The 25,430-nt window shown below is 59.0% G+C and carries 28 protein-coding genes; 10 read left to right on the forward strand and 18 right to left on the reverse strand.

Annotated features, from left to right (window positions below; translation table 11 throughout):
- Positions 1-55 precede the first annotated feature (55 nt).
- The 6 genes from ftsY (at position 56) to trmB (ending at position 5,156) form a co-directional block, all read left to right on the forward strand.
- On the forward strand, positions 56-1,408 hold the full coding sequence (gene ftsY / locus A3709_RS16280; protein ID WP_066056917.1) for a signal recognition particle-docking protein FtsY: 1,353 nt from the start codon (positions 56-58) through the stop codon (positions 1,406-1,408).
- Positions 1,405-2,070 carry a cell division ATP-binding protein FtsE gene (ftsE, locus tag A3709_RS16285; RefSeq protein WP_066056920.1) on the forward strand — a complete coding sequence of 222 codons (666 nt, stop codon included), beginning with the start codon at positions 1,405-1,407 and terminating at the stop codon, positions 2,068-2,070. Before ftsY ends, ftsE begins: the two co-directional genes overlap by 4 nt.
- Positions 2,067-3,023: a permease-like cell division protein FtsX gene (gene ftsX, locus A3709_RS16290; RefSeq protein ID WP_066056923.1), complete on the forward strand. Its 957-nt coding sequence runs from the start codon at positions 2,067-2,069 to the stop codon at positions 3,021-3,023. The genes ftsE and ftsX overlap by 4 nt, the downstream gene beginning before the upstream one ends.
- A 135-nt stretch (positions 3,024-3,158) precedes the next feature.
- Positions 3,159-4,019 carry an RNA polymerase sigma factor RpoH gene (gene rpoH, locus A3709_RS16295; protein ID WP_066056925.1) on the forward strand — a complete coding sequence of 287 codons (861 nt, stop codon included), beginning with the start codon at positions 3,159-3,161 and terminating at the stop codon, positions 4,017-4,019.
- A 74-nt stretch (positions 4,020-4,093) separates the two neighbouring features.
- A complete protein-coding gene (locus tag A3709_RS16300; protein ID WP_066056928.1) occupies positions 4,094-4,471 on the forward strand; it encodes a DUF423 domain-containing protein in 378 nt (125 codons plus the stop codon).
- A gap of 1 nt (position 4,472) precedes the next feature.
- The gene (gene trmB, locus A3709_RS16305) at positions 4,473-5,156 is read left to right on the forward strand and encodes a tRNA (guanosine(46)-N7)-methyltransferase TrmB (RefSeq protein ID WP_066056931.1); all 684 of its coding nucleotides are present in this window, start codon (positions 4,473-4,475) and stop codon (positions 5,154-5,156) included.
- Here trmB and hemW read toward each other — a convergent pair.
- The 8 genes from hemW to A3709_RS16345 are packed head-to-tail and all read right to left on the reverse strand — an operon-like array spanning position 5,151 to position 11,244.
- Positions 5,151-6,281 (reverse strand): radical SAM family heme chaperone HemW, encoded by a 1,131-nt coding sequence (gene hemW, locus A3709_RS16310; protein WP_066056934.1) that lies wholly within the window; start codon positions 6,279-6,281, stop codon positions 5,151-5,153. The two genes, trmB and hemW, sit on opposite strands and share 6 nt — an antisense overlap.
- Before the next feature lie 12 nt (positions 6,282-6,293).
- Complete coding sequence (rdgB, locus tag A3709_RS16315; RefSeq protein WP_066056937.1) at positions 6,294-6,881, reverse strand: RdgB/HAM1 family non-canonical purine NTP pyrophosphatase; 588 nt, start codon at positions 6,879-6,881, stop codon at positions 6,294-6,296.
- 7 nt (positions 6,882-6,888) lie between these two features.
- Positions 6,889-7,323 carry a DUF4426 domain-containing protein gene (locus tag A3709_RS16320; RefSeq protein ID WP_066056940.1) on the reverse strand — a complete coding sequence of 145 codons (435 nt, stop codon included), beginning with the start codon at positions 7,321-7,323 and terminating at the stop codon, positions 6,889-6,891.
- Between the two features lie 7 nt (positions 7,324-7,330).
- On the reverse strand, positions 7,331-7,921 hold the full coding sequence (gene metW / locus A3709_RS16325) for a methionine biosynthesis protein MetW (RefSeq protein WP_066056943.1): 591 nt from the start codon (positions 7,919-7,921) through the stop codon (positions 7,331-7,333).
- The gene (locus A3709_RS16330) at positions 7,921-9,069 is read right to left on the reverse strand and encodes a homoserine O-acetyltransferase (RefSeq protein WP_066056945.1); all 1,149 of its coding nucleotides are present in this window, start codon (positions 9,067-9,069) and stop codon (positions 7,921-7,923) included. Before A3709_RS16330 ends, metW begins: the two co-directional genes overlap by 1 nt.
- A 12-nt stretch (positions 9,070-9,081) precedes the next feature.
- On the reverse strand, positions 9,082-9,669 hold the full coding sequence (locus A3709_RS16335) for a YggT family protein (RefSeq protein WP_066056948.1): 588 nt from the start codon (positions 9,667-9,669) through the stop codon (positions 9,082-9,084).
- 3 nt (positions 9,670-9,672) lie between these two features.
- A complete protein-coding gene (proC, locus tag A3709_RS16340; protein WP_066056951.1) occupies positions 9,673-10,494 on the reverse strand; it encodes a pyrroline-5-carboxylate reductase in 822 nt (273 codons plus the stop codon).
- Between the two features lie 57 nt (positions 10,495-10,551).
- Complete coding sequence (locus tag A3709_RS16345; protein ID WP_066056953.1) at positions 10,552-11,244, reverse strand: YggS family pyridoxal phosphate-dependent enzyme; 693 nt, start codon at positions 11,242-11,244, stop codon at positions 10,552-10,554.
- Between the two features lie 52 nt (positions 11,245-11,296).
- Here A3709_RS16345 and A3709_RS16350 point away from each other — a divergent pair, with 52 nt between their 5' ends.
- The gene (locus A3709_RS16350) at positions 11,297-12,331 is read left to right on the forward strand and encodes a type IV pilus twitching motility protein PilT (RefSeq protein WP_066057443.1); all 1,035 of its coding nucleotides are present in this window, start codon (positions 11,297-11,299) and stop codon (positions 12,329-12,331) included.
- Positions 12,332-12,376: 45 nt separating this feature from the next.
- On the forward strand, positions 12,377-13,522 hold the full coding sequence (locus A3709_RS16355) for a PilT/PilU family type 4a pilus ATPase (RefSeq protein WP_066056956.1): 1,146 nt from the start codon (positions 12,377-12,379) through the stop codon (positions 13,520-13,522).
- Here the strand turns inward: A3709_RS16355 and ruvX are convergent, their stop codons facing one another.
- From ruvX to gshB, 4 genes are read right to left on the reverse strand one after another with little or no spacing between them, the layout of a single operon-like run.
- Positions 13,523-13,924 (reverse strand): Holliday junction resolvase RuvX, encoded by a 402-nt coding sequence (gene ruvX, locus A3709_RS16360; RefSeq protein WP_082850161.1) that lies wholly within the window; start codon positions 13,922-13,924, stop codon positions 13,523-13,525.
- A gap of 20 nt (positions 13,925-13,944) precedes the next feature.
- Positions 13,945-14,535: a YqgE/AlgH family protein gene (locus A3709_RS16365; RefSeq protein WP_066056962.1), complete on the reverse strand. Its 591-nt coding sequence runs from the start codon at positions 14,533-14,535 to the stop codon at positions 13,945-13,947.
- 29 nt (positions 14,536-14,564) lie between these two features.
- Positions 14,565-15,449 carry an energy transducer TonB gene (locus A3709_RS16370; RefSeq protein WP_066056965.1) on the reverse strand — a complete coding sequence of 295 codons (885 nt, stop codon included), beginning with the start codon at positions 15,447-15,449 and terminating at the stop codon, positions 14,565-14,567.
- Between the two features lie 10 nt (positions 15,450-15,459).
- Positions 15,460-16,416, reverse strand: coding sequence for a glutathione synthase (gshB, locus tag A3709_RS16375; protein WP_066056968.1), 957 nt, complete (start codon positions 16,414-16,416; stop codon positions 15,460-15,462).
- Positions 16,417-16,543: 127 nt separating this feature from the next.
- Here gshB and A3709_RS16380 point away from each other — a divergent pair, with 127 nt between their 5' ends.
- Both A3709_RS16380 and A3709_RS16385 read left to right on the forward strand, forming a co-directional pair.
- Complete coding sequence (locus A3709_RS16380) at positions 16,544-17,788, forward strand: alpha/beta hydrolase (RefSeq protein ID WP_066056971.1); 1,245 nt, start codon at positions 16,544-16,546, stop codon at positions 17,786-17,788.
- 125 nt (positions 17,789-17,913) lie between these two features.
- Complete coding sequence (locus A3709_RS16385) at positions 17,914-19,095, forward strand: carbohydrate porin (RefSeq protein ID WP_197484255.1); 1,182 nt, start codon at positions 17,914-17,916, stop codon at positions 19,093-19,095.
- Here A3709_RS16385 and A3709_RS16390 read toward each other — a convergent pair.
- The 6 genes from A3709_RS16390 to A3709_RS16415 all read right to left on the reverse strand — a co-directional run bounded on the left by A3709_RS16390 (position 19,001) and on the right by A3709_RS16415 (position 25,332).
- Positions 19,001-19,990 (reverse strand): sugar kinase, encoded by a 990-nt coding sequence (locus A3709_RS16390; protein WP_066056977.1) that lies wholly within the window; start codon positions 19,988-19,990, stop codon positions 19,001-19,003. The two genes, A3709_RS16385 and A3709_RS16390, sit on opposite strands and share 95 nt — an antisense overlap.
- 14 nt (positions 19,991-20,004) lie before the next feature.
- Positions 20,005-20,736, reverse strand: coding sequence for a 16S rRNA (uracil(1498)-N(3))-methyltransferase (locus tag A3709_RS16395; protein WP_066056980.1), 732 nt, complete (start codon positions 20,734-20,736; stop codon positions 20,005-20,007).
- Positions 20,737-20,834: 98 nt separating this feature from the next.
- Positions 20,835-21,668 carry a methylenetetrahydrofolate reductase [NAD(P)H] gene (metF, locus tag A3709_RS16400; RefSeq protein ID WP_066056983.1) on the reverse strand — a complete coding sequence of 278 codons (834 nt, stop codon included), beginning with the start codon at positions 21,666-21,668 and terminating at the stop codon, positions 20,835-20,837.
- 27 nt (positions 21,669-21,695) lie between these two features.
- Positions 21,696-23,087: an adenosylhomocysteinase gene (gene ahcY, locus A3709_RS16405; RefSeq protein WP_066056986.1), complete on the reverse strand. Its 1,392-nt coding sequence runs from the start codon at positions 23,085-23,087 to the stop codon at positions 21,696-21,698.
- 66 nt (positions 23,088-23,153) lie between these two features.
- Positions 23,154-24,314, reverse strand: coding sequence for a methionine adenosyltransferase (gene metK / locus A3709_RS16410; RefSeq protein WP_066056988.1), 1,161 nt, complete (start codon positions 24,312-24,314; stop codon positions 23,154-23,156).
- A gap of 25 nt (positions 24,315-24,339) precedes the next feature.
- A complete protein-coding gene (locus A3709_RS16415) occupies positions 24,340-25,332 on the reverse strand; it encodes a metalloregulator ArsR/SmtB family transcription factor (RefSeq protein ID WP_066056991.1) in 993 nt (330 codons plus the stop codon).
- Positions 25,333-25,430: the final 98 nt, after the last annotated feature.

The following is a 25,430-nucleotide window of genomic DNA, read 5'->3' on the forward strand; positions in this document are numbered from 1 at the left end:
GATAGTTGTTTTTCCGGGCGCCCTCCCGGCGCCTGCAAACTCTAACACGACATATATGAAGTTTTTCAAACGTAAAAAGAAGGCGGAACAGGTTGCCCCCGCCGCGGACGCCCCTGCGCAGTCGCAGGATGTCGCAGCTGCACCCGATCCCGGTACCCAGGAACAAAGCACTGGCGCGCTTGCGCCGCAGGCCGAGGCTGCGACTCCCTCTGCGATAGAGCAGGTGCCTGACGCCGTCGCGAGCGTTGAGTCTCCGATCCAGCAAGAGCCATTAGCCGGTGAAGAGCCCTCAGCTGGTAAAGAGCCCTCAGCTGTCGAAGCGCCCGCAGCCCCTGAATCCTCATCCCAGGTTGAGCCCGCACAGCCCGAGACCCCTGCAAAACAGGCGGAAGCGCCGATAGCGACGCCTGAGCCTACCGAAACCGAAGCTCAGGAAAATGCGCCAGTGCCTGCCGCTGAGCAGGAGAAACCGGGTAAGCCGGGTTTCTTCGCCCGGTTGAAGGCCGGCCTGGGTCGCACCAGCGATAATCTCGCACAGGGCCTGGGCAATCTGTTCCTGGGCCGCAAGGAGATCGACGCCGACCTGCTTGAAGAGCTGGAGTCGCAGCTGTTGATGGCGGATGTGGGTGTCGATGCCACGGTGGACATTATTGGTCGTCTCACCCAGCGCGTGTCGCGCAAGGAGCTCACAGATCCTCAGGCGTTGCACAAAGCGCTGAAAGAGGAGTTGTTGAGCCTGCTCAAGCCCTGTGAGCAGCCCCTGCAGATCACCGGGCACAAACCCTATGTCATTTTGATGGTAGGCGTAAACGGGGTGGGCAAGACCACCACCATTGGCAAGTTGGCCAAGCGCTTCCAGGCAGAAGGTCGCTCGGTCATGCTGGCCGCCGGCGATACCTTCCGAGCCGCGGCAGTAGAGCAGCTACAGGTGTGGGGTGAGCGCAACCAGGTCCCCGTGGTTGCCCAGCACACCGGCGCTGATAGTGCGTCGGTGGTCTACGATGCGCTGCAGGCTGCCCAGGCGCGTAATATCGACGTGCTGATTGCCGATACCGCCGGTCGCCTGCACAACAAGGACAACCTGATGGAAGAACTCAAGAAGGTGGTCCGGGTGATGGGCAAGCTGGACGATTCCGCGCCCCATGAGGTGATGCTGGTGCTCGATGCCGGCACCGGTCAGAATGCGTTGGCGCAGGCAGATCATTTCCGGCAATGGGTTGGTGTTTCCGGGATCAGCCTGACCAAGCTGGACGGCACCGCCAAGGGCGGTGTTATTTTCGCGATCGCCAAGAAGCTGGGTCTGCCCATTCGCTTTATTGGCGTGGGCGAGGCCGCGGATGATCTACGGCCCTTTGCTGCAGAAGAATTTATCGAGGCACTATTTGCGAGGGATGACAGCGCTGCATGATCACCTTTGAGCGGGTCAGCAAACGCTACGAAGAGGGGCACGACGCACTCAAGGAAGTGAGCTTCCAGATTGAGCGCGACGACCTGATGTTTCTCACCGGCCATTCAGGCGCCGGTAAGAGCACCCTCATGCGCCTCATTATGCTCATGGATCGGGCGACGCGCGGCAAGGTGTTAATCGATGGCCGCGATCTGGCTAGTGTGCCCAGCCGCGGTGTGCCCGCCCACCGCCGCGATATTGGTGTGGTGTTCCAGAATCACCAGCTGCTGTTCGATCGGCCGGTCTTCGACAATGTTGCCCTGCCACTGGTAATCCGAGGCTATGACTACCGCGAGATTGGCCGTCGAGTGCGTGCAGCACTGGACAAGGTCGGGCTGTTAAGCCGCGAGCGGGCGATGCCGGTCACCCTGTCAGGAGGTGAGCAGCAACGCGTGGGCATTGCCCGGGCGGTGGTGTGCAAACCGAAAATTCTGCTGGCCGACGAACCCACCGGTAACCTCGACCCGGACCTGTCCGCCGAGATCATGCAGCTGTTTGAAGAATTCAACCGGGTGGGGGTGACAATTCTCATCGCCAGTCACGACCTGGCCCTGATCTCGCGTTTACGCCACCGCATTCTTACTTTGAAAGAAGGCCGTCTGGTCACCGGGGGTGTGCTGTGAGCCAGGGTGCCAGCCAGAGCCGGGTCAAATTTGCCGACCATTACAACGCCTGGTTGCGCCACCACCGCCTGTCGGCGGCCGACAGCCTGTTCCGGGTTTTGGACAATTTGGTGTCCAGTGTGCTGACCTGGCTGGTCATCGGTATTGCCCTGGCGCTGCCGGTGGCGCTCGATGTCGCCCTGGATAATGCCGGTGAGCTAAGCGCCGGCTGGGACAGTCCCAGCCAGATTTCCCTGTTCCTCGCCGACGACATTCAGGTCGAGGCCGCCAGGCAACTGGCCACCGAACTGCAAGCGCGCGAGGATGTCGCCAGCGTGCGTTTTGTCTCGAGGGAAGATGCGCTGGCTGAATTCAGTGAGCTTTCTGGCTTTGCCGATGTCTTGGCGAGCCTGGAAGAGAACCCCCTCCCAAATCTGCTGCTGGTGAGTCCGGCCGGTGACCTTGGTGGCGCCGGGGCCGGCGGGCTGCGCGCCCAGTTGGGTGCCATGCCCCAGGTGGCCGAGGCGGTGCTGGATATGGCCTGGTTGCAGCGGCTTAACAGCCTTATGGAGCTCAGTCGGCGCATGGTCATGGCTATCGGTGCGCTGCTGGTGCTGGGTGTGGTGCTGATCCTCGGGAATACCATTCGGCTGGCGATCGAGGCCCGCCGGGACGAGATCGTCATCGTCAAACTGGTGGGCGGCAGTAATCCTTTCGTGCGTCGACCCTTCCTGTATACGGGCCTCTGGTACGGTGTGGGCGGTGGTTTCTTCGCCGGTCTGCTGGTGACACTCGCACTGTGGTTTCTTCAGCAGCCGGTCTCCAGACTAGCTGCGCTGTATGAGTCTGAGTTTGAATTGGCGGGCCTGGGCTTGATGGGTTTCCTCAATCTGCTGGTATTGGGCGGCCTCCTGGGACTGGCAGGTGCCTGGTTGGCGGTGAGCCGGCATTTGGCTAAAATTGAGCCCCGCTAGCCACCCGTTCTGGCAAGTCCCTGTTATTAAAAGAAATAAACAAATAAATTTTTATTCTTACGTGGAACTTCCCGGTCGTTAGCACTCTAATACAAAGAGTGCTAATATTGCCGACCCTACTTTGGAGAACCACGCATGAGCAACAGCCTGCAACCAGTAATGCAAATGGTACCGGGAGCGAATCTCGGGGCCTACGTGCAGGCCGTCGGTGCTATCCCCGTCCTCAGCCCCGAGCGAGAGCGGGAACTGGCGGAAGATCTCTACTACAACGACAACCTCGACGCTGCCCGCGAGCTGGTTATGTCTCACCTGCGCTTCGTGGTGCACATTGCCCGTAGCTACAACGGCTATGGTCTGGCTGAGGCCGACCTGATCCAGGAAGGCAATGTGGGCCTGATGAAGGCCGTTAAGCGCTTTGACCCCGAGAAGGGTGTACGTCTGGTGTCCTTTGCCGTGCACTGGATCAAGGCAGAGATGCACGAGTACATCCTGCGCAATTGGCGTATCGTCAAAGTGGCGACCACCAAGGCCCAGCGTAAATTGTTCTTTAACCTGCGCAGCCAGAAGAAGAGCCTGTCCTGGCTCAGTGCTGACGAGGCCCAGGCCGTAGCCGATGACCTCGGTGTAGACGTTAAGGAAGTGCATCGCATGGAAGGCCGCCTGGCCAGCCGTGACGTCGCTTTCGATATGCCTTCTGACAGCAGCAGCGATGACGATGAAGGTTGGCAGGCTCCCCAGTATTACCTGGAAGACCACAGTGCCGATCCGGCGCTGGAAGTCGAAGAGGGTGACTGGAAGGCCAATACTGAGGCCCAGCTGCATGGCGCCCTGTCTGACCTGGATGAGCGCAGCCGCGATATCCTGGCAAGCCGCTGGCTGGCCGAGGAAAAAGCGACCCTGCACGAACTGGCAGATCGCTACGGCGTCTCGGCGGAGCGCATTCGCCAGCTGGAAGCCAATGCGATGAAAAAGCTGAAGGCCGCGATCGCCGCCTGATTATCAGCCTTCTTTCCCGAAGGGATCAGAGCCCATATCATGGGTGCTGATCCCTTTTTTGATTGAGCACTCCCATGGCCAAGCTTTTCATTACACTCGCCTCCCTGAGCGGCATGTTCGCAGTGATACTCGGTGCCTTCGGTGCCCACGCCTTGAAATCGCGGTTTGACACCTACGCCCTCGGTGTCTGGGAAACGGCCGTGCAATACCATTTCTACCACGCGCTGGCATTGCTGGCGGTGGGTGTGCTGGCCCTTAGCCAACCCCAGACCACGCTGCTCAAGAGCAGTGGCTGGCTGTTCCTGGTAGGTACGCTGGTGTTTTCCGGCAGCCTGTATATTCTGGCCCTAACCGGCACCAAGTGGCTCGGAGCCGTGACCCCGCTGGGTGGGCTGGCCTTTATTGGCGGCTGGGCTTGCCTGGCGACTGCCTCCTGGAAGATGTTGCCCTGATATGAGTGAGCAGAAACACCGACCCATCCGCAGTTTCGTCCTCCGCACTGGCCGCATGACGCCAGGGCAAGAGCGCGCCTATAACGAGAACTGGGAGCGCTGGGGGCTGGAATACAGTGACGGCGCCCTGGACTTTGCTGCCCGGTTCGGTCGCGATGGACCGCGCGTGCTGGAGATTGGCTTTGGCATGGGCGCCTCGCTGGTTGAGATGGCTGCAGCGGCGCCGGAGAAGAACTTTGTCGGCATTGAAGTGCACAAGCCCGGGGTCGGTAGACTGTTGCACAGCATGTCTGAGCAGGGCGTCGATAACATCCGTGTTTACTGCCATGACGCGGTAGAGGTTCTGCGCGACTGTATCGCCGACGCTTCGCTGGATACCGTGCAGATATTCTTTCCAGACCCCTGGCACAAGAAGCGCCATCACAAGCGCCGTCTGGTCCAGCCCGGATTTATTGCCGATCTGACGACCAAACTGAAACCTGGTGGCATTCTACATCTGGCTACGGACTGGGAAAACTATGCCAAGCAGATGCTGGAAGTACTCAGCGCCGCCGAAGGCCTGGAAAACACCAGTGGTGCGGGTAACTATGCACCGCGTCCGGAGCACCGGCCATTGACCAAATTCGAGGCCCGTGGCGAGCGTCTGGGGCACGGTGTCTGGGATTTACTGTTCTGGCGTTTATAGAAACTCGCCAATCACCGAATCGAGGAAGCGTCGCCCCAGGGCTGTGGGGCGAATCTGGTTGGCGTTCCGTTCCAGGAGCCCTCGTTCCATCAGGCTGTCCAGCTTGTCTGCAATGACCGCGAGCTCCTGTCCCGAGCGTGCCTCAAAGGATTCAATACTAAACCCGTTATTGAGGCGTAGAGCATAGAGCATAAACTCTGCCGTTGCCTCCGCTGCATCCAGGCGGCGTTCATTTGCCATGTAATTGCCATCGCTGTTCAGATAGTCGGCGGGACCACGGGTCTTGGCGTATCGACGAATGACACCATCTTCCCCGGATATTTTTGCGTGGGCTCCGGCGCCAATGCCCAGGTAATCACCGAAACTCCAGTAGTTGAGATTGTGTCGGCACTGCTGGCCCGGCTTTGAATAGGCCGATACTTCGTACTGCTGCATGCCGTGCTCTGCCAGTAATGCCTCGCCGTGATCCTGGATATCGGCCAGCGCATCTTCAATCGGCAGTGTTGGCGGACGCTTGTTAAACACCGTGTTGGGCTCGATGGTCAGTTGATACCACGAAAGGTGGGGCGGATTGAAACCCAGTGCCGTGGTGAGATCGCTGGAGGCGCCCGCTTCATCCTGTCCCGGAAGGCCGTGCATCAGATCAATATTGAAATTGTCGAACCCGGCCTCAGTGACGGCGGCAATCGCGGCCAGTGCCTGATTGCGATCGTGAATACGGCCCAGTGCTTTGAGCCGTGCGTCATCGAATGACTGTACGCCCAGTGACAGGCGGTTGATGCCCGCGGCCCGAAAGCCGGCAAATTTCTCCGCCTCGGCGCTACCCGGGTTGGCTTCCATAGTGGCCTCCAGATCCGGCGCGAGCGCTATGGTCTGGGCAATGCCCTGCATTAACCGGCGGATGGCGCTGGCACTGAACAGGCTCGGGGTGCCGCCGCCGATGAACAGGGTTTGCACCGCGCGCCCCTGGGCCTGCAGGGCATCAACGCGCAAATCTTCCAGCAGTGCATCGATGTACGCGGCTTCCGGTATCTCCGCCGATTCGTGTGAGTTGAAGTCACAATAGGGGCACTTGCGCTCGCACCAGGGCAGGTGAATGTACAGCCCCAGCGGCGGCAGTTGCATACGATGAGCGCCCTAGCGCAGGGCGTCCAGCAGCAACGCGCTGGCCTTGGCGCGATGGCTGATGGCGTTCTTGAGGTCGCGGGGCAGTTCCGCAGAACTGCAGTCGTGTTCCGGCACGTAGAACAAAGGATCGTAGCCAAAGCCTTCCACGCCGCGGGTTTCGGTCAGGATGCGTCCCTCCCAGCTGCCCTGGCAGACGAGGGGGGTCGGATCATTGGCGTGGCGCATATACACCAGCACACATTGGAAGCGTGCGCTGCGCTGTGCTTCGTCTACACCCTCCAGTGCCGCCAACAGTTTGGCGTTGTTGGCCTCATCGCCCTGGCCGGAATAACGCGCCGAGTGTATGCCGGGGGCGCCCTGGAGGTAATCCACTTCCAGGCCGGAATCGTCGGCGATTGCCGGTAACCCGCAGTGGGCTGCAGCGGCACGGGCTTTGATGATTGCGTTCTCGACAAAGCTCAGGCCGTCTTCCGGTACCTCGGGCATATCGAATTCACCTTGAGAGACCAACTCCATGCCAAGCGGGGCGAGAATGCGCCCCAACTCGCGAAGTTTGCCGGCGTTGCCGCTGGCCAGTACCACTTGCTGTGTTGTCATGACCGCCTCAGTCGGTATACATGCGATGACGCAGTTTGAAGGTGTAGGTTTCGGTCGCCCCGTCAGGGCGGAAAAACACCTCGAAGTGGCGCCATTCCTCGTTCAGGTATTTGAATTCGGCGATGTAGTAAATGGCCGGATTTTCGCGTACTTCCTGAAATTCGAAGTTCTGGGTGGTCTGCAGCAAGTCCCAGGTTTTGCCTTTGAGAATCATGGTGCGAGGCACGGTGGTGCCATCTTCCAGACGTTCGCGCACCGCCAGGTTGAGGATGGCCCGCTCATCACCGCGGGTAATGCCGTAGGTGGCGGCAACCTTGGGTTCGAGAAAGGTGGTGTTGACCACGCTGTAGTGCAGCTCATAGGGGCCGAACATTTCTGATTGCTGGCCAAGCGCGGGTAAGGCCAGCAAGGTCAGCACGATGGAGGTGAGTAGCTTGTTCATGGCAACCTCAACGGGTGATGTGATAAATCGCTGTGGTAGCGAACAGGTTAGGCCAGGCTCTCGCCAGGCGTGGTTCGCATTCCGACACACCCACCATATCGCGGCTGAGTATGCGAATACTGCGTTCTTCACACAGTGCTTCGAAGTCGCGCACGGTGCAGAAGTGGATATTGGGTGTGTCGTACCAGCTATAGGGCATGAATTTGGACACCGGCATGCGGCCGCGCGTTCCCAGATACAGCCGACAGCGCCAGTGGGCAAAATTGGGGAATGTGACAATGCCCTGACGGCCGATGCGCAGCATTTCTTCAAGCACCCGATCCGGGTAGTGAACGGCCTGGATAGCGTGCGCCATGACCACGGTGTCAAAGCTCTGGTCCGGGAAATTCCCCAGGCCGGCGTCGACGTTCTGCTCGATGATATTGAGCCCTTTGCCAATACAGGTGGTGATATTGGCCTCGTCAATTTCCAGGCCAATGCCTCTCACCTGGCGCTCTTCCTGGAGGTTCTTCAGAAATTCACCGTCGCCGCAGCCGAGGTCGAGTACGCGTGAGCCGGGTTTGATCCAGCGCTGAATGTGGGTGAGATCCTGACGCATTAGGCCTTGGCTCCCACGCGCTGCATATAGGCGCTAAACACGTCGAGGTAGCGGGGGATTGGCATCAGGAATGCATCGTGCCCCTCGTCGGCCTCGATCTCGGTATAGGTAACCGGACGCTCTGCGGCAATCAGCGCGTCGACGATCTCGCGTGATCGCGCTGGAGAGAAGCGCCAGTCCGTGGAGAAGGAGGCGACGAAGTAGCTGCACTTGGCTCTGCCAAAAGCTTGCACCGGGTCGTTGTCATATTCGCGAGCGAGGTCGAAATAGTCGAGCGCCCGGGTCATCAGTATGTAGGTATTGGCATCGAAGTTGCCCGAGAACTGACTACCCTGGTAGCGAAGATAGCTCTGCACCTGGAATTCGACATTGTCTTCGTCGCCCAGCTCAAAGCTGCCCGAACGCAGATCGCGGCCAAACTTGTTGGCCATGGCTTCGTCAGACAAATAGGTGATGTGACCAACCATGCGTGCCAGGGCCAGGCCCTGAGCGGGAATGGCGTCGTTATCCATATAGCGGCCATGCGCAAAGGCTGGATCGGCCACGATGGCCTGGCGAGCCAGTTCGTTAAATGCCAGATTCTGGGCACTGAGCTTCATCGCTGCAGCAATCACAATGCAGTGCTTGAGACGGTCCGGATATTCCAGCGACCAGCGCATAGCCTGCATGCCGCCGAGGCTGCCGCCGATGACAGCAGCCCAACATTCGATGCCGAGGTAATCCGCAAGCAATGCCTGGCTGTGCACCCAGTCCCGGGCCCGCAGGGGCGGAAAATCCGGGCCCCAGGCCTTGCCGGTATGCGGGTTGATACTGTTAGGGCCGGTTGAGCCATGACAGCCGCCAAGATTGTTCAGGCTGACCACAAAAAATCGATTGGTGTCGATGGGCTTGCCCGGGCCAATGCACTCTTCCCACCAACCCGGCTTGCGATCCTCCATGCTGTGGTAGCCGGCGGCGTGGTGATGTCCGCTCAGGGCATGGCAAATCAGCACGGCGTTGCTCTGCTCGGCATTGAGCGTGCCGTAGGTTTCGTACACCAGATCGAAGCCAGCCAACTCGCGTCCGCAGGAAAGTGCGAACGGTTCGCTAAAGCTCACCGTCTGGGATTCGACCAGGCCGACGGAGTTCTGGGAAATGGATTCAGGCATAGCGCTGCGCAGTTAACTCAACCAGGGCGCGACACCGAGCACACCCAGTGCAGCCGCGCTGTCGTAGAGCGCGATGCGTATCACATGCATGCCGATCAGCAGAACCAGTACGGAAAAATCCAGACCACCCATGGGTGGGATCACTTTCCTAATCGGCGCGATAAAGGGCTCGGTGATCTGGTAGATCAGATAAATGGCCGGCTGATTACTGCCGGGGGCCACCCAGCTCACGATCACCATGATGATGAGCGCGATATACAATGTGTTCAGCGCCAGTCCGAGCAGGCCGAAGAACCCGCCAACCAACAGCAGTTGAGCACCGGGCATGGTCTGGTACTTGATAATGACCAGGGTTGCGATGGCCAGCATCTGCAGCAGGAATGCCAGCAGCAACGAAGCCATATCGTAACCGCCGACCCCAGGCACAATTTTGCGCATTGGAACCACCGCGGGGTTGGTGGCCTTGACGATAAACTGACTGATCGGGTTATAGAAATCAGCCTTTACCGCCTGCAGCAGGAATCGCAAAAACACGACCAGCAGGTACAGACTGATCGCGGTCTGGACCAGGTACAAAAAGATTGAATTAAGAGTGCCCACGGTTCAGCCCATCTCCTTTGCCATTGTTTCGGCCCTGGCGGCGGCTGCCGCCATAGCGTCAGTAACCTGCTGTCGTAAGCCCTGGGCTTCGAAGCTCTCTACAGCCGCCTGGGTGGTACCCCCAGGGCTGGTGACCCGACGCCTCAGTTCAACAAGGTCGACATCATTTTCCAGGGCCATGCGCGCTGCCCCAAGGCCGGTTTGCAGGGCGAGCTCGGTAGCGGTGTCCCGGTCCAGTCCCTGGGCGACACCGGCGTCGATCATAGACTCCATAAACAGGAAGAAATAGGCCGGGCCACTTCCCGATAGTGCGGTGACCGTATCCAGGTCAGCCTCGCGCTCTACCCAGCGTACGATGCCCACCGCACCGAGAATCGTGTCGGCGAAGTCGCGCTGTTGTTGAGACACCTGTTCGTTAGCGTACAGGCCTGTGGCGCCGCACCCCAGCAGCGCGGGGGTGTTAGGCATGCAGCGCACGATGGCGGCCCGTTCACCGAGCCAGCGGCCCATGCTGGCAATGGTAATGCCTGCAGCGATAGAGATGACCAGCGCACCGCTGGCCTGCACGGCCTCGGCAATGCCTGTGCATACGTCTGCCATGACCTGCGGCTTCACTGCGAGAATAACCACATCGGCGCCGGTGACAGCGGCGGTGTTGTCATCATGGGTGTTTACTGGCGCAATCTCGCGCAGCCGCTCCAGGCTTTGCGGGAACGGATCGGCAGCGTGAATGCGATCTGCAGGCTGGCCGCTTTCAACCAGGCCGCCGATGATGCTGGACGCCATATTGCCAGCGCCGATAAATGTAATCTGGGGGTGCTCCAAGAGGTGTCCTTAAGAGGCTTTGCAAACCCCAAGTATAACGCCTCAACGAGCGCTATATCACCCGTTGCGCGGACCGAAAATCGCCGTGCCGATGCGCAGAATCGTCGAGCCCTCAGCAACCGCTGCTTCCATATCGCCAGACATACCCATCGATAGCGTGTCCAGCGAGGGATGGCATGGCTGCAGCGATTCAAAACACGATCGCAATTGTCCAAATGCGCTGCGCTGGGCGGCCTCGTTATCGCTGGCGGCAGGAATACTCATCAGCCCGCGCAGTACCAGGTGTGGCATTTGTGCAATTTCCTGCGCCAGCGCCTCGACGTCGCCCGGCAACGCGCCTGATTTGCTCGGTTCTGCCGACGTATTGACCTGGATGCAGACGTTCAGGGGTGGCAGGTGGGCGGGGCGCTGGTCATTGAGTCGGCGGGCAATTTTGGCACGTTCCACGCTGTGCACCCACTGAAAGTGTTCGGCGATCGGCCGGGTTTTGTTGGATTGAATAGGCCCGATAAAGTGCCAGTTGAGCGGCAGCTCTGCGAGGGATTCGATTTTGCTAAGCGCTTCCTGCAGATAGTTTTCACCGAAGTGATCGAGCCCACAATCGAAGGCTTCACGGACCTCTTCAGCCGATCGGGTTTTACTGACTGCGAGCACCAGAATACGGTCGTTTTCGCGATCGCACTTTTTGGCACTCAGTCCTACCCTATGCTGTACCTTTGCTATATTGTCGGTAATAGAAGATGGAATCATGGCGCGAATGGTAGCCCAAGCCTACCTGCCGGGCTACAGGGGAATGACGTATATGGACATTACAGAGCTGCTGGCGTTCAGTGCCAAGCAAGGCGCATCTGACTTACACCTTTCGGCGGGCCTGCCGCCAATGATCCGGGTGGACGGCGACATTCGCCGCATTAATCTCCCGCCCATGGAACACAAGCAGGTTCATGAGTTGATCTACGACATCATGAACGACAAGCAGCGCAAGGATTACGAAGAATTCCTGGAAACCGACTTCTCGTTCGAAGTGCCCGGTGTTGCGCGTTTCCGTGTGAATGCCTTTAACCAGAATCGCGGGGCTGGCGCTGTGTTTCGTACCATTCCTTCCAAGGTGCTCACCATGGAAGATCTCGGTATGGGGCAGGTATTTCGCGATATCAGCATGATGCCCCGCGGCCTGGTGCTGGTCACCGGACCTACCGGTTCAGGTAAGTCCACTACGCTGGCGGCGATGGTCGACTTCATCAACGACAACAAGTACGAACACATTCTCACCATTGAAGACCCCATCGAATTTGTTCACGAGTCCAAGAAGTGTCTGGTTAACCAGCGGGAAGTTCACAAGGATACGCTCGGTTTTGCCGAGGCCCTGCGCAGCGCACTGCGTGAAGACCCCGACATTGTTCTGGTCGGTGAGATGCGCGACCTGGAAACCATACGCCTGGCCCTGACCGCTGCAGAAACCGGACACCTCGTGTTCGGCACCTTGCACACCACTTCCGCGGCCAAGACGATCGACCGTGTCATTGACGTATTCCCCGCAGCGGAGAAAGACATGGTGCGTTCCATGTTGTCGGAATCACTGCAGGCGGTGATTTCCCAGACACTGCTGAAGCGTGCAACAGGCGGCCGTGTGGCGGCGCATGAAATCATGCGCGGTACGTCGGCGATTCGAAACCTGATTCGCGAAGACAAGGTGGCACAGATGTACTCCGCCATTCAGACCGGTCAGGCGATTGGCATGCAGACCATGGACCAGTGTCTCCACGAACTCGTGGACAAGCGGGTTATTACGCGGGATGTGGCCCGCGAAAAAGCGCGGATGCCGGAAAACTTTTAAGGAATTTGGTGCGCGCGTGAGCGCGAACATTAGGGAGATCTCGTTATGGAAATTATCGACATGTTGCAGCGGATTGTCGACGAGGGGGCCTCGGACGGCTTTATTTCGGCAGGCGCGCCACCCAGCATTAAAGTGGATGGCACTATTTTTCCGATGCGTGAAGAACCACTCAGTCCTTCTGAAGCACGTGAACTGGTCCTTTCCACTATGGACGAAGATCAGCAGGACGTATTCTTCAAGCACCATGAATACAACTTTGCGATCGGCGCAGAAGGTTTGGGCCGTTTCCGGGTAAGTTGCTTTACCCAGCGGGGCGAGGCCGGTCTGGTCCTGCGTCGCATCGTGTCAGAGATTCCCTCTATCGATGAGCTGGGCCTGCCGCCGATTATCAAAGAACTGGCAATGACCAAGCGCGGCCTGATCATTTTTGTGGGCGCCACTGGTACCGGTAAATCGACTTCCCTCGCGTCTATGGTGGGCTATCGCAACCAGAACAGCCGCGGGCATATCATCACCATCGAAGACCCGATTGAATTTATGCATCAGCACGCCGGTTGCATTGTGACCCAACGCGAGGTCGGCGTTGACACCGAATCATTCCAGGTAGCGCTGAAAAATACTCTGCGTCAGGCGCCGGATGTGATTTTGATTGGTGAGGTGCGTACCGCCGAAACCATGATGCAGGCGCTGACCTTCGCGGAAACCGGTCACCTGTGCCTGTGTACGCTGCACGCGAACAACGCCAACCAGGCGCTGGACCGGATCCAGAGCTTTTTCCCGCCGGAGCAGCATCGCCAGGTGTGGATGGACATGTCTCTGAACCTCAAGTCGATGGTCGCGCAGCAGTTGTTACCGCATAAGAGCGGTGAGGGCCGGGTGCCGGTGGTAGAAGTCATGCTCAATTCCCCGTTGATTGCAGATTACATTCGCAAGGGTGAGGTGCACCTGATCAAAGAGCTGATGGCCAAGTCCACCGAGCTGGGTATGCAGACGCTGGACCAGTCGCTGGTGAAGGCATACAAGGAAGGACAGATTACCAAGGACGACGCCATTCGTTTTGCCGATTCTGCCAACGATGTGCGCCTGCAGATCAAGATGCACGACCGGGGCGCCGGTACCGGCGAAGCCGAATCTCTCAGCATCTCTTTCGAAGAACAGGAAGATACCGGTCGCTTTATGGGGCGTAGTTAGCTACGCCTGTTCGTTCAGCCAGGTCTGCAGAATAAGTTCTGCGGCCAGGCTGTCGATGGGCTCGCGGTGATAATCGCCGCTGTGGCCCTGCTCTCGGCTGACGGCTTTGGCCTCAAAGCTGCTTAATCTCTCATCGACTAACACCACCGGCAGACCCAGGCGACCGTGTAGGCGGCGGCTGAATTTGCAGGCTCTGCGGGAGAGTTCGCTTTCGGTGCCGTCCATGTTGAGGGGCTCACCGATAATGAGCAGGTCGGGCTGCCATTCGCGCACTACCGCTTCCAGGGCCTGCCAGTCGGGCACCCCGTCACGGGCTTTCAGTATGGGCAGTGCCTGACTGGTACCGAGCAAGACATTACCCATGGCCACGCCGATCTGGCGCAGGCCATAGTCAAAAGCCATGACTGTGCGAACGGGCTTGTTCAGGCGTGACCGGCCTCGCCGGAAATCAGGTTCATGTCGATGCCCAGTAGTGCTGCAGCGGCGCCGAGACGATGTTCATGAGGAGTGGTGAAAATGATATCGCTGTCTGCGGGGAGGGTGAGCCAACTATTTTCGGCCAGCTCCTGTTCCAGTTGCCCCGCCGACCAGCCCGCATACCCCAGCGCGATCAGGTGCTCGTTCGGTCCGGTACCATGGGCAATGGCGCGCAGTATATCGCGCGATGTGGTCAGGGTGATTTCGTTGGTGACCTTCAGGCTAGCCTCCCACTCGTCGTGATTGTGGCGGTGCAGTACGAAACCGTGGTCAATCTGGACGGGGCCTCCGGCCATGACCGGGATTGCGGAAAAATCCCGCAGCGAGTTGATTTGCAGATGTTCAAAAATTTCCGCGACACTCAGGTCCAGGGGCTGGTTGATGACAATGCCCATGGCACCGCTTTCACCGTGCTCGCAGATATAGGTAATGCTGTGGGAAAAAATACCTTCCGTCAGGCTCGGCATGGCCAGCAGGAAGTGATCCCGCAGGCTGTCGCTGCTCCTGGCTGTGGTGACATGACTTCTTCCCGGCATGAGCTGGCCCGACCCTCCCTCGTGGTTTCTCAGCGTCGGCGCTGTTGATTTGAGCTTAGCTCGTTTTCCTGAAATTGCCATGTACGGATAATTTCGAGCTTGTCTGTAGAGGCTGCCAGCTCCGGGGGGAAAGGTGAGTAGGGTGCGGCCATGCGAACGATTTTGATGGCCGCCTCATCGAGGACGGCATAGCCCGAGGATTCCAGAATGCGAATGTCCTCTAGGGTGCCGTCCTTGCGGATGGCAACCAGCAGACGCAAGTTGCCGTAGAGACCGTAGCGAATAGATGCCTCGGGATAGTACTTGTTGCCCACTGCTTCCAGCCGCTGGCGCCAGTCGGCAAGGTAGGCCGCGTCCGCGGCCTGGCGTGCTGAGACGGCGGTGAGGCGCCGCACCCGTGGTTTCTTTGCCTGCGCCTGGGTGCGTTCATCCAGTTCAGCCTGCAGGCTGGCCAGCTGCTGATTCAGGCGCTCCATTTCCGGGCTGATACCCGGCGTGGGGTTTTTGCGTTGCGCTTCTTCCGCCTGCTCCAGCGCCACCTGGCGCTGGGTGGCAGTGGCAGTCGCGAGCAGATCGCCATTGGCGCGCGTGTCCTGCTCCATCCTGCGTGGCGCAGCCTGCTGCGGTGTCGGCGATTGCATGGGCAGCTGATTATTAATGCTGGTGACGGCGTCCAGTTCCGCTTCCTGGCCGCTGCCCTCCTGGTTGGCCTGGGCAATATGGCGAGCTTCGTCGGGCGCGTTGCTCGCTGGCTGGGTGGCAAGCGTGACTTCGATCTGTGGTTTCTGGCTGGGGGCGCTGAAATTGTATTCAAAAGACACTGCCGCAATCAGCGCCACGTGCAGGCCGAGTGCGGCCAGTACCGCGTTGCGCATGCGCTGGCTGCTCCCTGCCGACGCTTCGAGGTAATACATCGCTGGACTATCAGCCCCTTTGGTTCAGCTCTTCAGTAATACAATCCATCAGCTGGCCGGCGATGTCCAGATCGTAGCCTGCATCAATTTCGCGGATACAGGTCGGGCTGGTGACATTGATCTCGGTGAGATAGTCGCCGATCACATCCAGGCCGGCGAACAGGATGCCGCGCTTGACCAGTTCCGGCGCCACTGTTTCGGCGATTTCCCGGTCGCGCTCGGTCAGCGGTTGGGGGCGGCCGGAACCGCCGGCCGCGAGGTTGCCGCGGGTCTCACCCGCCAGGGGAATTCTCGCCAGGCAGTAGGGAACTACTTCGCCGCCAACAACCAGTATGCGCTTGTCACCGTCGACGATCTCCGGAATATACCGCTGGGCCATGATTGTTTGCGCACCGAACTGGGTGAGCGTCTCCAGGATGACATTGACGTTGGGGTCGCCGGGCTTGGCGCGAAAAATCATGCTGCCACCCATGCCGTCCAGAGGCTTGTAGATGACATCCTCGTGCTCGCCATGAAAGGCTTTCAGCCTGGCCATATCGCGGCTTACGAGCACGGGCGGGCAGAGTTCAGGAAATTGGGTGGCGAAGACCTTCTCATTGCTGTCGCGCAGGCCCTGACAGCGATTCACAATCAGCGTGCCTTTGCGTTCTGCCTCTTCCAGCATGTAGGTGGTATAGATAAATTCGTTGTCGAAGGGAGGGTCCTTGCGCATCAGGATGACATCGAGGTCGGCCAGCGGCCGGTCCTCCGCAGGGTTCATATCGAACCACGACTCGGGATCGCGAAAAACTGTGAGCGGTGACATGCTTGCACGGGCTTCACCGCCTTGCAGGTAGATGTCGCTCTGCTCCATATAGAACAGCTGCCAGTCGCGTGCCTGAGCGGCCCACAGCATGGCCATGGTGGTATCTTTTTTGTAGTTGATATCGGCGATGGGGTCCATCACCACACCCAGCTTGATCGCCATATCCTGCTCCGACAAATAAGGGGCTTGCTACGTTACGCAATGGCTTGGGCACACGCAAGTGAAGACAGTAGTGAAATCCAGATAGCTAGCCTAAACTGGACTTTGTTATAACGGATGGAGATATGCGGTGACAGGTTTGTACTTTTTCCTCGCGGTGGTGTCAGCGGTGTGTACTTTGATGGCCATTGTGCAGGCACGGCGTGTCTACTGGCTGGCACCGATTTATTTTTTGCTGGCCTGGCTCGCGGGCGAACTCGCGCTGATACATGTGATCTGGCAGGTGGGATTGACGGCCCTGCTAGCCCATATGGAATTGCTGACCAGCCCGCTGGCGCAGACCGGGCTGGGTATTTTTGCCTTGTCCTGGCTGGGCCTGATCTACCTGCATGTGCAGGCCATGGATTCACCGCGCGTACTTGGCAATGCACTGCGCCAGGGCCTGGGTGACAACTACCGGGACGATATTCCCGCCGAACGCCGCCTGGTTCTTGAAGATGGCATCCGCGCAGGTTCCTGGCTCAAACCCTTTTCGATGACCCGTCCCGGTGTGCGCCTGCACGCCAATATTTCCTATGCCGATGCGGGCAAGCGCAACCTGCTGGATATCTACCAGCCGGAAGCACCCCGCGAGGGCGGCTTTCCGGTACTGCTGCAGGTCCATGGCGGAGGCTGGATCATCGGCGAGAAAGAACAGCAGGCGAAGCCGCTGATGTACCATTTGTCCGAACGGGGCTGGTTGTGTGTGGCGATTAACTACCGGCTCAGCCCAGCGGCTGCATTCCCGGCGCACATCATCGACGTTAAGAAAGCGATCGCGTGGATTCGCGAGCATATCGCCGACTATGGCGGCAACCCCGACTACATTGCGATCACCGGCGGCTCTGCAGGCGGCCATCTCAGTTCGCTGGCGTCGTTAACGCCCAATTACGCGCCATTCCAGCCTGGCTTTGAAGAGGCCGACACGACAGTCCAGGCCGCCGTCCCCTTTTACGGCGTATACGATTTCCTCGACCGGCACGATATTCGACCGGAAATGTCGATGGATGAATTGCTGGCCGACAAAGTGCTGCAATGCAAGGCTGATGAAGAGCCCGAGCTGTGGGAAAGTGGATCGCCGATCAGCCACGTCAACGATCATGCGCCTCCCACCTTTGTGGTGCACGGCACTCACGACACCTTGGTATGGGTGGAGGAGGCTCGCGCTTTCGTTTCCGCGCTGGAAAAGACCTCGCAGCAAACTCTGGCGTACGCCGAGCTGCCGGGCGGGCAGCATGCTTTTGAAGTGTTCCACTCCGTGCGCACCGATCACACGGTGAATGCAGTAACCGAATTCCTCGAGTGGGCGCATGCTCGCTGGGTGCGCGAGCAGTGAAATGTATGGGCGGGGCGCTGCTTGCCCTGTCGATAGCGGCCGCGCCGCTTGCAGAGAATGACAACGAAACGCTTGAGGAAGTGGCCTGCACCCAGTAGGCGTTGGAGGACTGTGACTCCGAAGCAGTGAGTCGCTGGGTGCGCTGGTTTTCATTGGCCAGCCCTGATCAGGTCGAGCGGCGTATCGGCATTGATGCGGTGCCCGGCGGCACGGTGTTTCGCAGCGATACCTTTGACGACTGGCGAGCGCGGAAGCTGGATTTTGAAAAGCGCACAGGCGTCAGCTGGAGCCTCGACTATATCAATGCCTACCTGCATGCCACCGAACGTCCTGGCGAAGATAAGGGCGTTGGCGGTGCGTTGCGGTTTCTGGGCGTGTGGGAAGCCTACACCGGTGCAGGCGCAGATTCCGGGGCGTTGATCTGGAAGGTGGAGCATCGCCATGCTTATGGCAGCCGTGTTTCACCACAGGGCCTAGGTAGTGAAATAGGTTACGCGGGACTGCTGCACCTGACCCTCAGCGATCAACAGGCGAGGCTGACCAACCTGTACTGGCGCCAGCGAATGTTCGACGGCAACCTGGTGGTGTTGGGCGGCTGGCTGGACACCAGCGACTACGTGGATGTGTACACCCTGGCCAGCCCCTGGACCACTTTTTCCAACTACGCCTGTTCCACCGGCAGCACGTCCATGCCCGTTCCCAACGAAGGTCTGGGCCTTGCCGTTGGCGGTTATCTCAACGACAACCTGTACGTGGTGGGTGGCTTTGCCAATGCGAATTCAGATCCCCACGATCCCCTTGAAGGCTTCGATACGTTCTTTGATGAGCGGGAATACTTCAAACATGTAGAGATTGGCTGGAACGGCAGTCGCGAGCAGGCGTTCCCGAACAATGTTCATCTCACGTTGTGGCAGGTGGATGAGCGNGAGTATGCGGGTGTCGAAGAGGGGTGGGGTGCGAATCTGTCGTGGAGCAGGTTATTCAATCGCCACTGGACAGTATTCCTGCGCGGCGGCTATGCCGACGATGGCAGCGCAATACTGGAAGAGTCTGTGAGTACCGGGTTTGCCTGGGCGAAGGTCGCCGGCGGCAACCAGTTGGGTGTGGGCGTCAACTGGGGGGTCCCGATGGAGAGCACCTATGGGCCTGACCTGCCAGAACAGACTACTGTCGAGGCCTTTTACCGGATACAGCTCTTCGAAGAACTGGCCATTACCCCCGATGTGCAATACACCCGCAATCCGGCACTGAATTTAGAGGAAGATTCGCTCTGGGTGTTTGGTGTGCGAATGCGCCTGGCGTTTTAACGCGGCAAAATCGCCCCGCGGTGCTGGATAACCCGGGCTGACATGTTTGCCCCGCGGCGACCGCTTCTGCCAGTGATTTGCCGGCTGCCAGCTCACCCAGCAGAGTACCGCTGAAGGAATCTCCGGCGGCGGTGGTGTCCACGACATTGGCCACCGGTGCGATTACATGCTTTGCGGGTGCTAAAGGATCGCCGTACAGAATATCTGCAGGTCCATTTTTCAACACCATTGTAGCGACGCCTTTGTCATGCAGATAGGCGCCGATGCTTGCGGCATTAGTCAGGCCGTTGAGTAGCTCAAGGTCTTCCACTCCCGGTAATACCAGATCACTGTAGCTGAGCATGCGGTCGAACGCCGCCTGTGCGGCGGCTTGGCTAGACCACAGCCGCGGCCGGTAGTTGGTATCGAAAATGATCTGGGTGCCGCGGGCCTTGAGGGCGTCCAGCATTGGCCAGATCGCGCCGGGCGTTTCGGCTTCCGCCACTGCCAGCGCAATGTCCGACAGGTAGAAGCAATCCGGGGCCGGATCCGCCAGGTTTAGCTGCTGCTCATTCACGAGTTGCAGCGTGTGGCGGGCGGCAGATTCGGAGCGCCGATAAATAAAGCTGCGTTCACCTGCTGCACCGTTGTGGATAGAGTACAGCCCTACATGTCGCTCGGGGTGGCTTAGCAGCAGGCTTGTATCCACGCCCTCGTCTGCGAGCGCTATGCGCAGCGCATTGCTGAACGGGTCATCACCCAGAGCACACAACATTCGTACCAGGGTGTCGGGGTTGGCCCGGCGCAAATACACCGAAACGCTGTATACGTCGCCGGCAAAGCCCTGTTGCAACTGTCCCTGCTCATCGTAGGAGAGCTCTACCATGCATTCGCCGAAGATCACCAAGTCGCGCATGGGTATTCCGAAAACTAGAAGGGCATGTCGCCCCACTTGAATTGAAGTGCCGTCAGCGCCGCGAGGGGTGCAGTCTCAGTGCGCAGCACTCGCGGCCCCAGTCGCAGCGACAGGAAATCAGCGGCTTCGGCGGCTTTAATTTCACTCGTGCTGAGGCCACCCTCGGGACCGATCAACAGTGCCACCGACGCCGGCGCGTCGTCACTTGCGGGCAATGGATCAGCGCGATGGTGCAGTACCAGTTTCAGTTGTGCTGGCTGAGCCTCGAGCCAGGCGGCGACGGGGGCAATGTCGCTGACAACGGGCACGATATTGCGACCGCACTGTTCACACGCACTGATCGCTATCTGCTGCCAGTGCCCGATTTTTTTAGCTGCGCGATCGCCTTTCAGTTTCACTTCGGTGCGTTCGGTTTGCAGGGGTGTAATGCTGCTGACGCCTAGCTCAGTGGCTTTTTGAATCACCCAGTCCATGCGATCACCACGTGAGATGGCGATACCCAGGCTGACCCGTAGTATCGACTCCGGGTTGCAATTGTCGAAAGCGCCGGTTTGCACCGTCACCTGCTTCTTGCCGACCGAAGTAATCACCGCCGGATACTGGCCGCCGGTGCCGTCAAACAAAACCAGTTCAGCGCCCTCCTGCATACGCAGGGCGCGGGCCAGGTGCTGGCTGGGTCCGGCCTCAAGCTCGACGATACTATCGGGCTGCAACGCCTGGACAGTGTGAATTCGGGGGATGCGCATGCGGGCATCCTACTACAGAATTTGCAGTCGGTCTGAGGTTTTGAAGAAGGGGAAGCGGGAACTGCGAACCGCAGTTCCCAGAGGCTGAACAACAGGTATCAGAGGCCAAGGTTGTTGTAGATTTCCCGGGTGGGCTCTACCTGGTTCATGGTGTAGAAGTGGATGCCGGGGCAACCGGAATCCATCAGGGTCTGGCAGAGCTGGGTGACAACTTCGAGGCCGAACTTGCGCACGGATTCCAGGTCGTCGCCATAGCCTTCCATTTTCTGGCAGATCCAGCGCGGGATTTCGGCGCCACAGTTACGCGAGAAGCGCGCCAGATTTTCGAAGTTGGTAATCGGCATGATGCCCGCGTAAATCGGCTTGTCGATACCCGCCGCCATACACTGATCGAGATAGTAGAAATAGGCTTCCACATTGTAGAAGTACTGGGTGATAGCGCTGTTGGCGCCGGCATCCATTTTCTTCTTGAGGAAGTGAATGTCGCTGTCGTAGCTCTTGGACTCGGGGTGAATTTCCGGATAGGCCCCCACCTCAATATTGAAGTGGTCGCCGGTTTTTTCCCGGATAAAGGCCACCAGGTCATTGGCGTGCACCAGCTGCATGGCGGTGCCCATGCCGGAAGGCATGTCACCGCGCAGTGCAACCAGGCGTTTGATGTCGCGCGCCTTATAGGTTTGCAGCAGTTCCGCCATGGTGTCCTCGTCATCACCGCCGAAGCTGATGTGAGGGGCAACATCGACACCCGCCTCGCGCATGGTGGAAACCACACCCAGGGTTGTGTCCCGGGTGGTTCCGCCGGCGCCGTAGGTGACCGAGAAGAATTCAGGATTCAACTCGTTCAGCGCCGGGGTGGTCTCGTTCAGCAACTTGTCCTTGCCCGCGTCAGTTTTCGGCGGGAAGTACTCAAAGCTGATTCTTGGCTTGGCCACAGTGTCTCCTTTCTATTCTTGGCGTGCTTAGTACTTGTAAGCTTCGGGCTTGAAGGGGCCTTCCACGCTCACGTTGATGTACTCGGCCTGCTCGGAGGTCAGCTTGGTCAGAACCGCACCGAAGCCGCCGATCATGTGCGCAGCTACTTCTTCGTCCAGCTTCTTGGGCAGTACTTCTACCGACAGTGCCGCAGGCTTCAGCTCGGCTTCGAGGTCGGCGAACTTGCGCTCGTACAGGTAGATCTGCGCCAGTACCTGGTTGGCGAAGGAGCCGTCCATGATGCGCGAGGGGTGGCCGGTGGCGTTACCCAGGTTTACCAGACGGCCTTCAGACAGCAAGATCAGGTGATCGTTGCTGGCCTGGTCGCGGTATACCTTGTGGACCTGGGGCTTCACTTCTTCCCACTCCCAGTTGCGACGCATGTAGCCGGTGTCGATCTCGTTGTCGAAGTGGCCGATGTTGCACACCACGGCGCCGGATTTCAGTGCCTTGAGCATGTACTCGTCACACACGTTGTAGTTACCGGTGGTGGTGACGACCAGGTCGGTGTTGCCGAGCAGATCGCGGTTAACGCACTCGTCGTTACCCTGATTGTTGCCATCGATGTAAGGCGAGACGACTTCAAAGCCGTCCATACAGGCCTGCATGGCACAGATCGGGTCGATCTCGGATACTTTTACGATCATGCCTTCCTGGGCCAGTGACTGGGCAGAACCTTTGCCCACGTCGCCGTAGCCGATAACCAGCGCTTTCTTACCGGCCAGCAGGTGGTCGGTGCCGCGCTTGATAGCGTCGTTCAGGGAGTGGCGACAGCCGTACTTGTTGTCGTTCTTGGACTTGGTGACAGAGTCGTTCACGTTCACCGCAGGCACTTTCAGGGTGCCGGCTTCCAGCATTTCCTGCAGGCGATGAACGCCAGTAGTCGTCTCTTCGGTGATGCCGTGGATGCTTTCCAGCATGGCGCCGTACTTCTCGTGCAGCATGGCCGTCAGGTCGCCGCCATCGTCGAGAACCATGTTGGCATCCCAGGGCTGGCCGTCCTTGAGGATGGTCTGTTCCAGGCACCAGTCGTATTCTTCTTCGGTTTCACCTTTCCAGGCGAAGACCGGGATACCGGCGGCAGCGATCGCCGCAGCAGCGTGGTCCTGGGTGGAGAAAATGTTACAGGAAGACCAGCGCACTTCGGCGCCCAGCGCAGTCAGGGTTTCGATCAGAACGCCGGTCTGGATGGTCATGTGGATACAACCCAGAATCTTGGCGCCGGCCAGCGGCTTGCTGTCCGAGTACTTGGCGCGCAGGGCCATCAGCGCGGGCATTTCGCCTTCGGCGATGTCCAGTTCTTTGCGGCCCCATTCAGCCAGGGCGATATCAGCGACTTTGTAGTCGGCAGTGGTTTCAATGTTTTCTGCAGTGCTCATTGCTCTTTCCTCTAATTGGGGACAGACCCCATTAAAAATTGGGGTCTGTCCCCCTTTTTCGGTGGTTTACAGTGCGGCCTTGAGGGCCTCAGCTTTGTCAGTGGCTTCCCAGGTAAAGTCTGCATCTTCGCGGCCGAAGTGGCCATATGCTGCAGTTTTACGGTAAATCGGGCGTTTCAGATCCAGCATGTCGACCAGGCCCTTGGCGCGCAGGTCGAAGTGTTCTCCCACCAGCTCAGCGATTTTCTCGTCGCTGAGTTTGCCGGTACCGAAGCTGTTCACTGAGACAGATGTGGGTTCAGCAACACCGATAGCATAGGACACCTGGATCTCACAGCGGTCAGCCAGGCCCGCTGCAACGATGTTCTTGGCCACGTAACGGCCTGCGTATGCAGCTGAACGGTCTACTTTGGAGGGGTCCTTGCCGGAGAAGGCGCCGCCGCCGTGACGGGCCATGCCGCCGTAGGTGTCAACGATGATCTTGCGGCCGGTCAGGCCACAGTCGCCAACCGGGCCGCCAATGATGAACTGGCCAGTGGGGTTGATGTGGTACTTGGTGTCTGCGTGCAGCCACTCAGCGGGGAGGGTTTCCTTGACGATCATGTCCATTACAGCCTCGTGGATATCTTTCTGGCTGATATCGGGATCGTGCTGGGTAGACAGAACAACGGCATCGATGGCCACGGGCAGGCCGTTCTCATAGCGCAGGGTTACCTGGCTCTTGGCATCCGGGCGCAGCCAGGGCAGAACGCCGTCCTTGCGCAGTTGGGCCTGCTTTTCCACCATGCGGTGAGAGTAGTAGATGGGGGCAGGCATCAACACCGGTGTTTCCTTGGTGGCGTAGCCAAACATCAGACCCTGGTCGCCGGCGCCCTGTTCCTCGTGCGCGCCTTCGCCTTCATTCACACCGATGGCAATGTCGTGAGACTGCTTGCCAATCGCATTCAGTACGGCACAGGAGGCGCCGTCGAAGCCCACATCGGAGCTGTCGTAGCCAATGTCGAGAATGACCTGGCGAACCACGTCTTCAAGGTCGACATAGGTAGAGGTGGTCACCTCACCGGCGACGACGGCCATACCGGTCTTAACCATAGTTTCAACCGCCACGCGGGCGTCTTTGTCGTCGGCCAGGATGGCGTCCAGAATGGCATCAGAGATCTGGTCTGCCATTTTATCTGGATGGCCTTCTGAGACCGACTCAGAAGTGAAAATACTGTACTCACTCATTGGGTTTTTCCTTTCTTACTACGTGTTATCCGGGGTGGCCGAACAGGCGCACCTGTACTTGAAATCCATTGCGTTGGGCCAGATAGGCACTGGCCAGGTCGGTGAGGCCAGCGTCGCTGGCCCACGCGGTGAGTTGCGCCGGGTCGAAACCCAGCCACAGATCACCGCAATTCTCGCGTGCCCAGCCCTGGTCGTGTGCGCACAGGTCAGTGACCAGCACGGCGCCGCCCGGGGCGAGGCGGGCGGCCACATCCTTGAGGATCTGGCCGGGAGCAGGGGTATGGTGAAGTACCATGTTGATCACAGCACAGTCGGCCTGGAGCCCCTCGAGGGCGTCGCTCGCCGTGTCGCCGTGAATGAACTCGATGTTGTCTGCGCCCGCTGCCTGGGTTTTCTGGCGGGCCTGCTCAAGCATCATGGCTTCGATGTCGAGGGCCACTACGCGGTCAAACTGCGGTGCCAGCTCCAACAGGAAGCTGCCGTCGCCGGGGCCCACTTCCAGGGCTGTGCCGCGGTGGGTCAGGGGCGCATTGCGCAATACTTCGGCCACGGTGCCTGCGTATTGTTCGTAACTGGCAATGAGATCTTGCTGCTGGCGAAACTTGTGGGCATTGTCGCGGAAAAAATTGCGCGAGTTGGCCTCGCGCTTTACATGCAATTCACTGAGGGCAAGCTGGGTTTGCTGGGGCAGCTCGATCTGGTCTACCGATTCGAACAGAGCGGCCTGCAGTGCTTCCAGTTCGGGGCGCTGACCCAGTTGGGCGCGGCGGTAGAAGATGGCGTTGCCCTCGCGGCGGGTTGCCACCAGGCCGGCGCCCGCCAGCACTTTCAGGTGATGGCTCAGCGCGGGCTGGCGAATGTCGAAAATGCTGCATAGCTCGGAAACGCCAAAGGAATCTTCGCGCAATACGCGTAGTACCTGCAGGCGCAGCGGATCTGCGCTGGCCTTGCACAGGGCGGCGAGATCGCTGGCCAGGGCTTCGCCCGGCATGGAAATGGCTTTTTCGACTGAAGACATGGCGCAGGAGTGTAGCAGGGAAATAATTGTATATCAAAATTATTTGATATAGATCTAAAGGCGAAATCAAAATTATTTGATATGGCAGTGCTGGCGGG

Source organism: Halioglobus sp. HI00S01, from assembly GCF_001635445.1.
Taxonomy (GTDB): Bacteria; Pseudomonadota; Gammaproteobacteria; order Pseudomonadales; family Halieaceae; genus Halioglobus; species Halioglobus japonicus.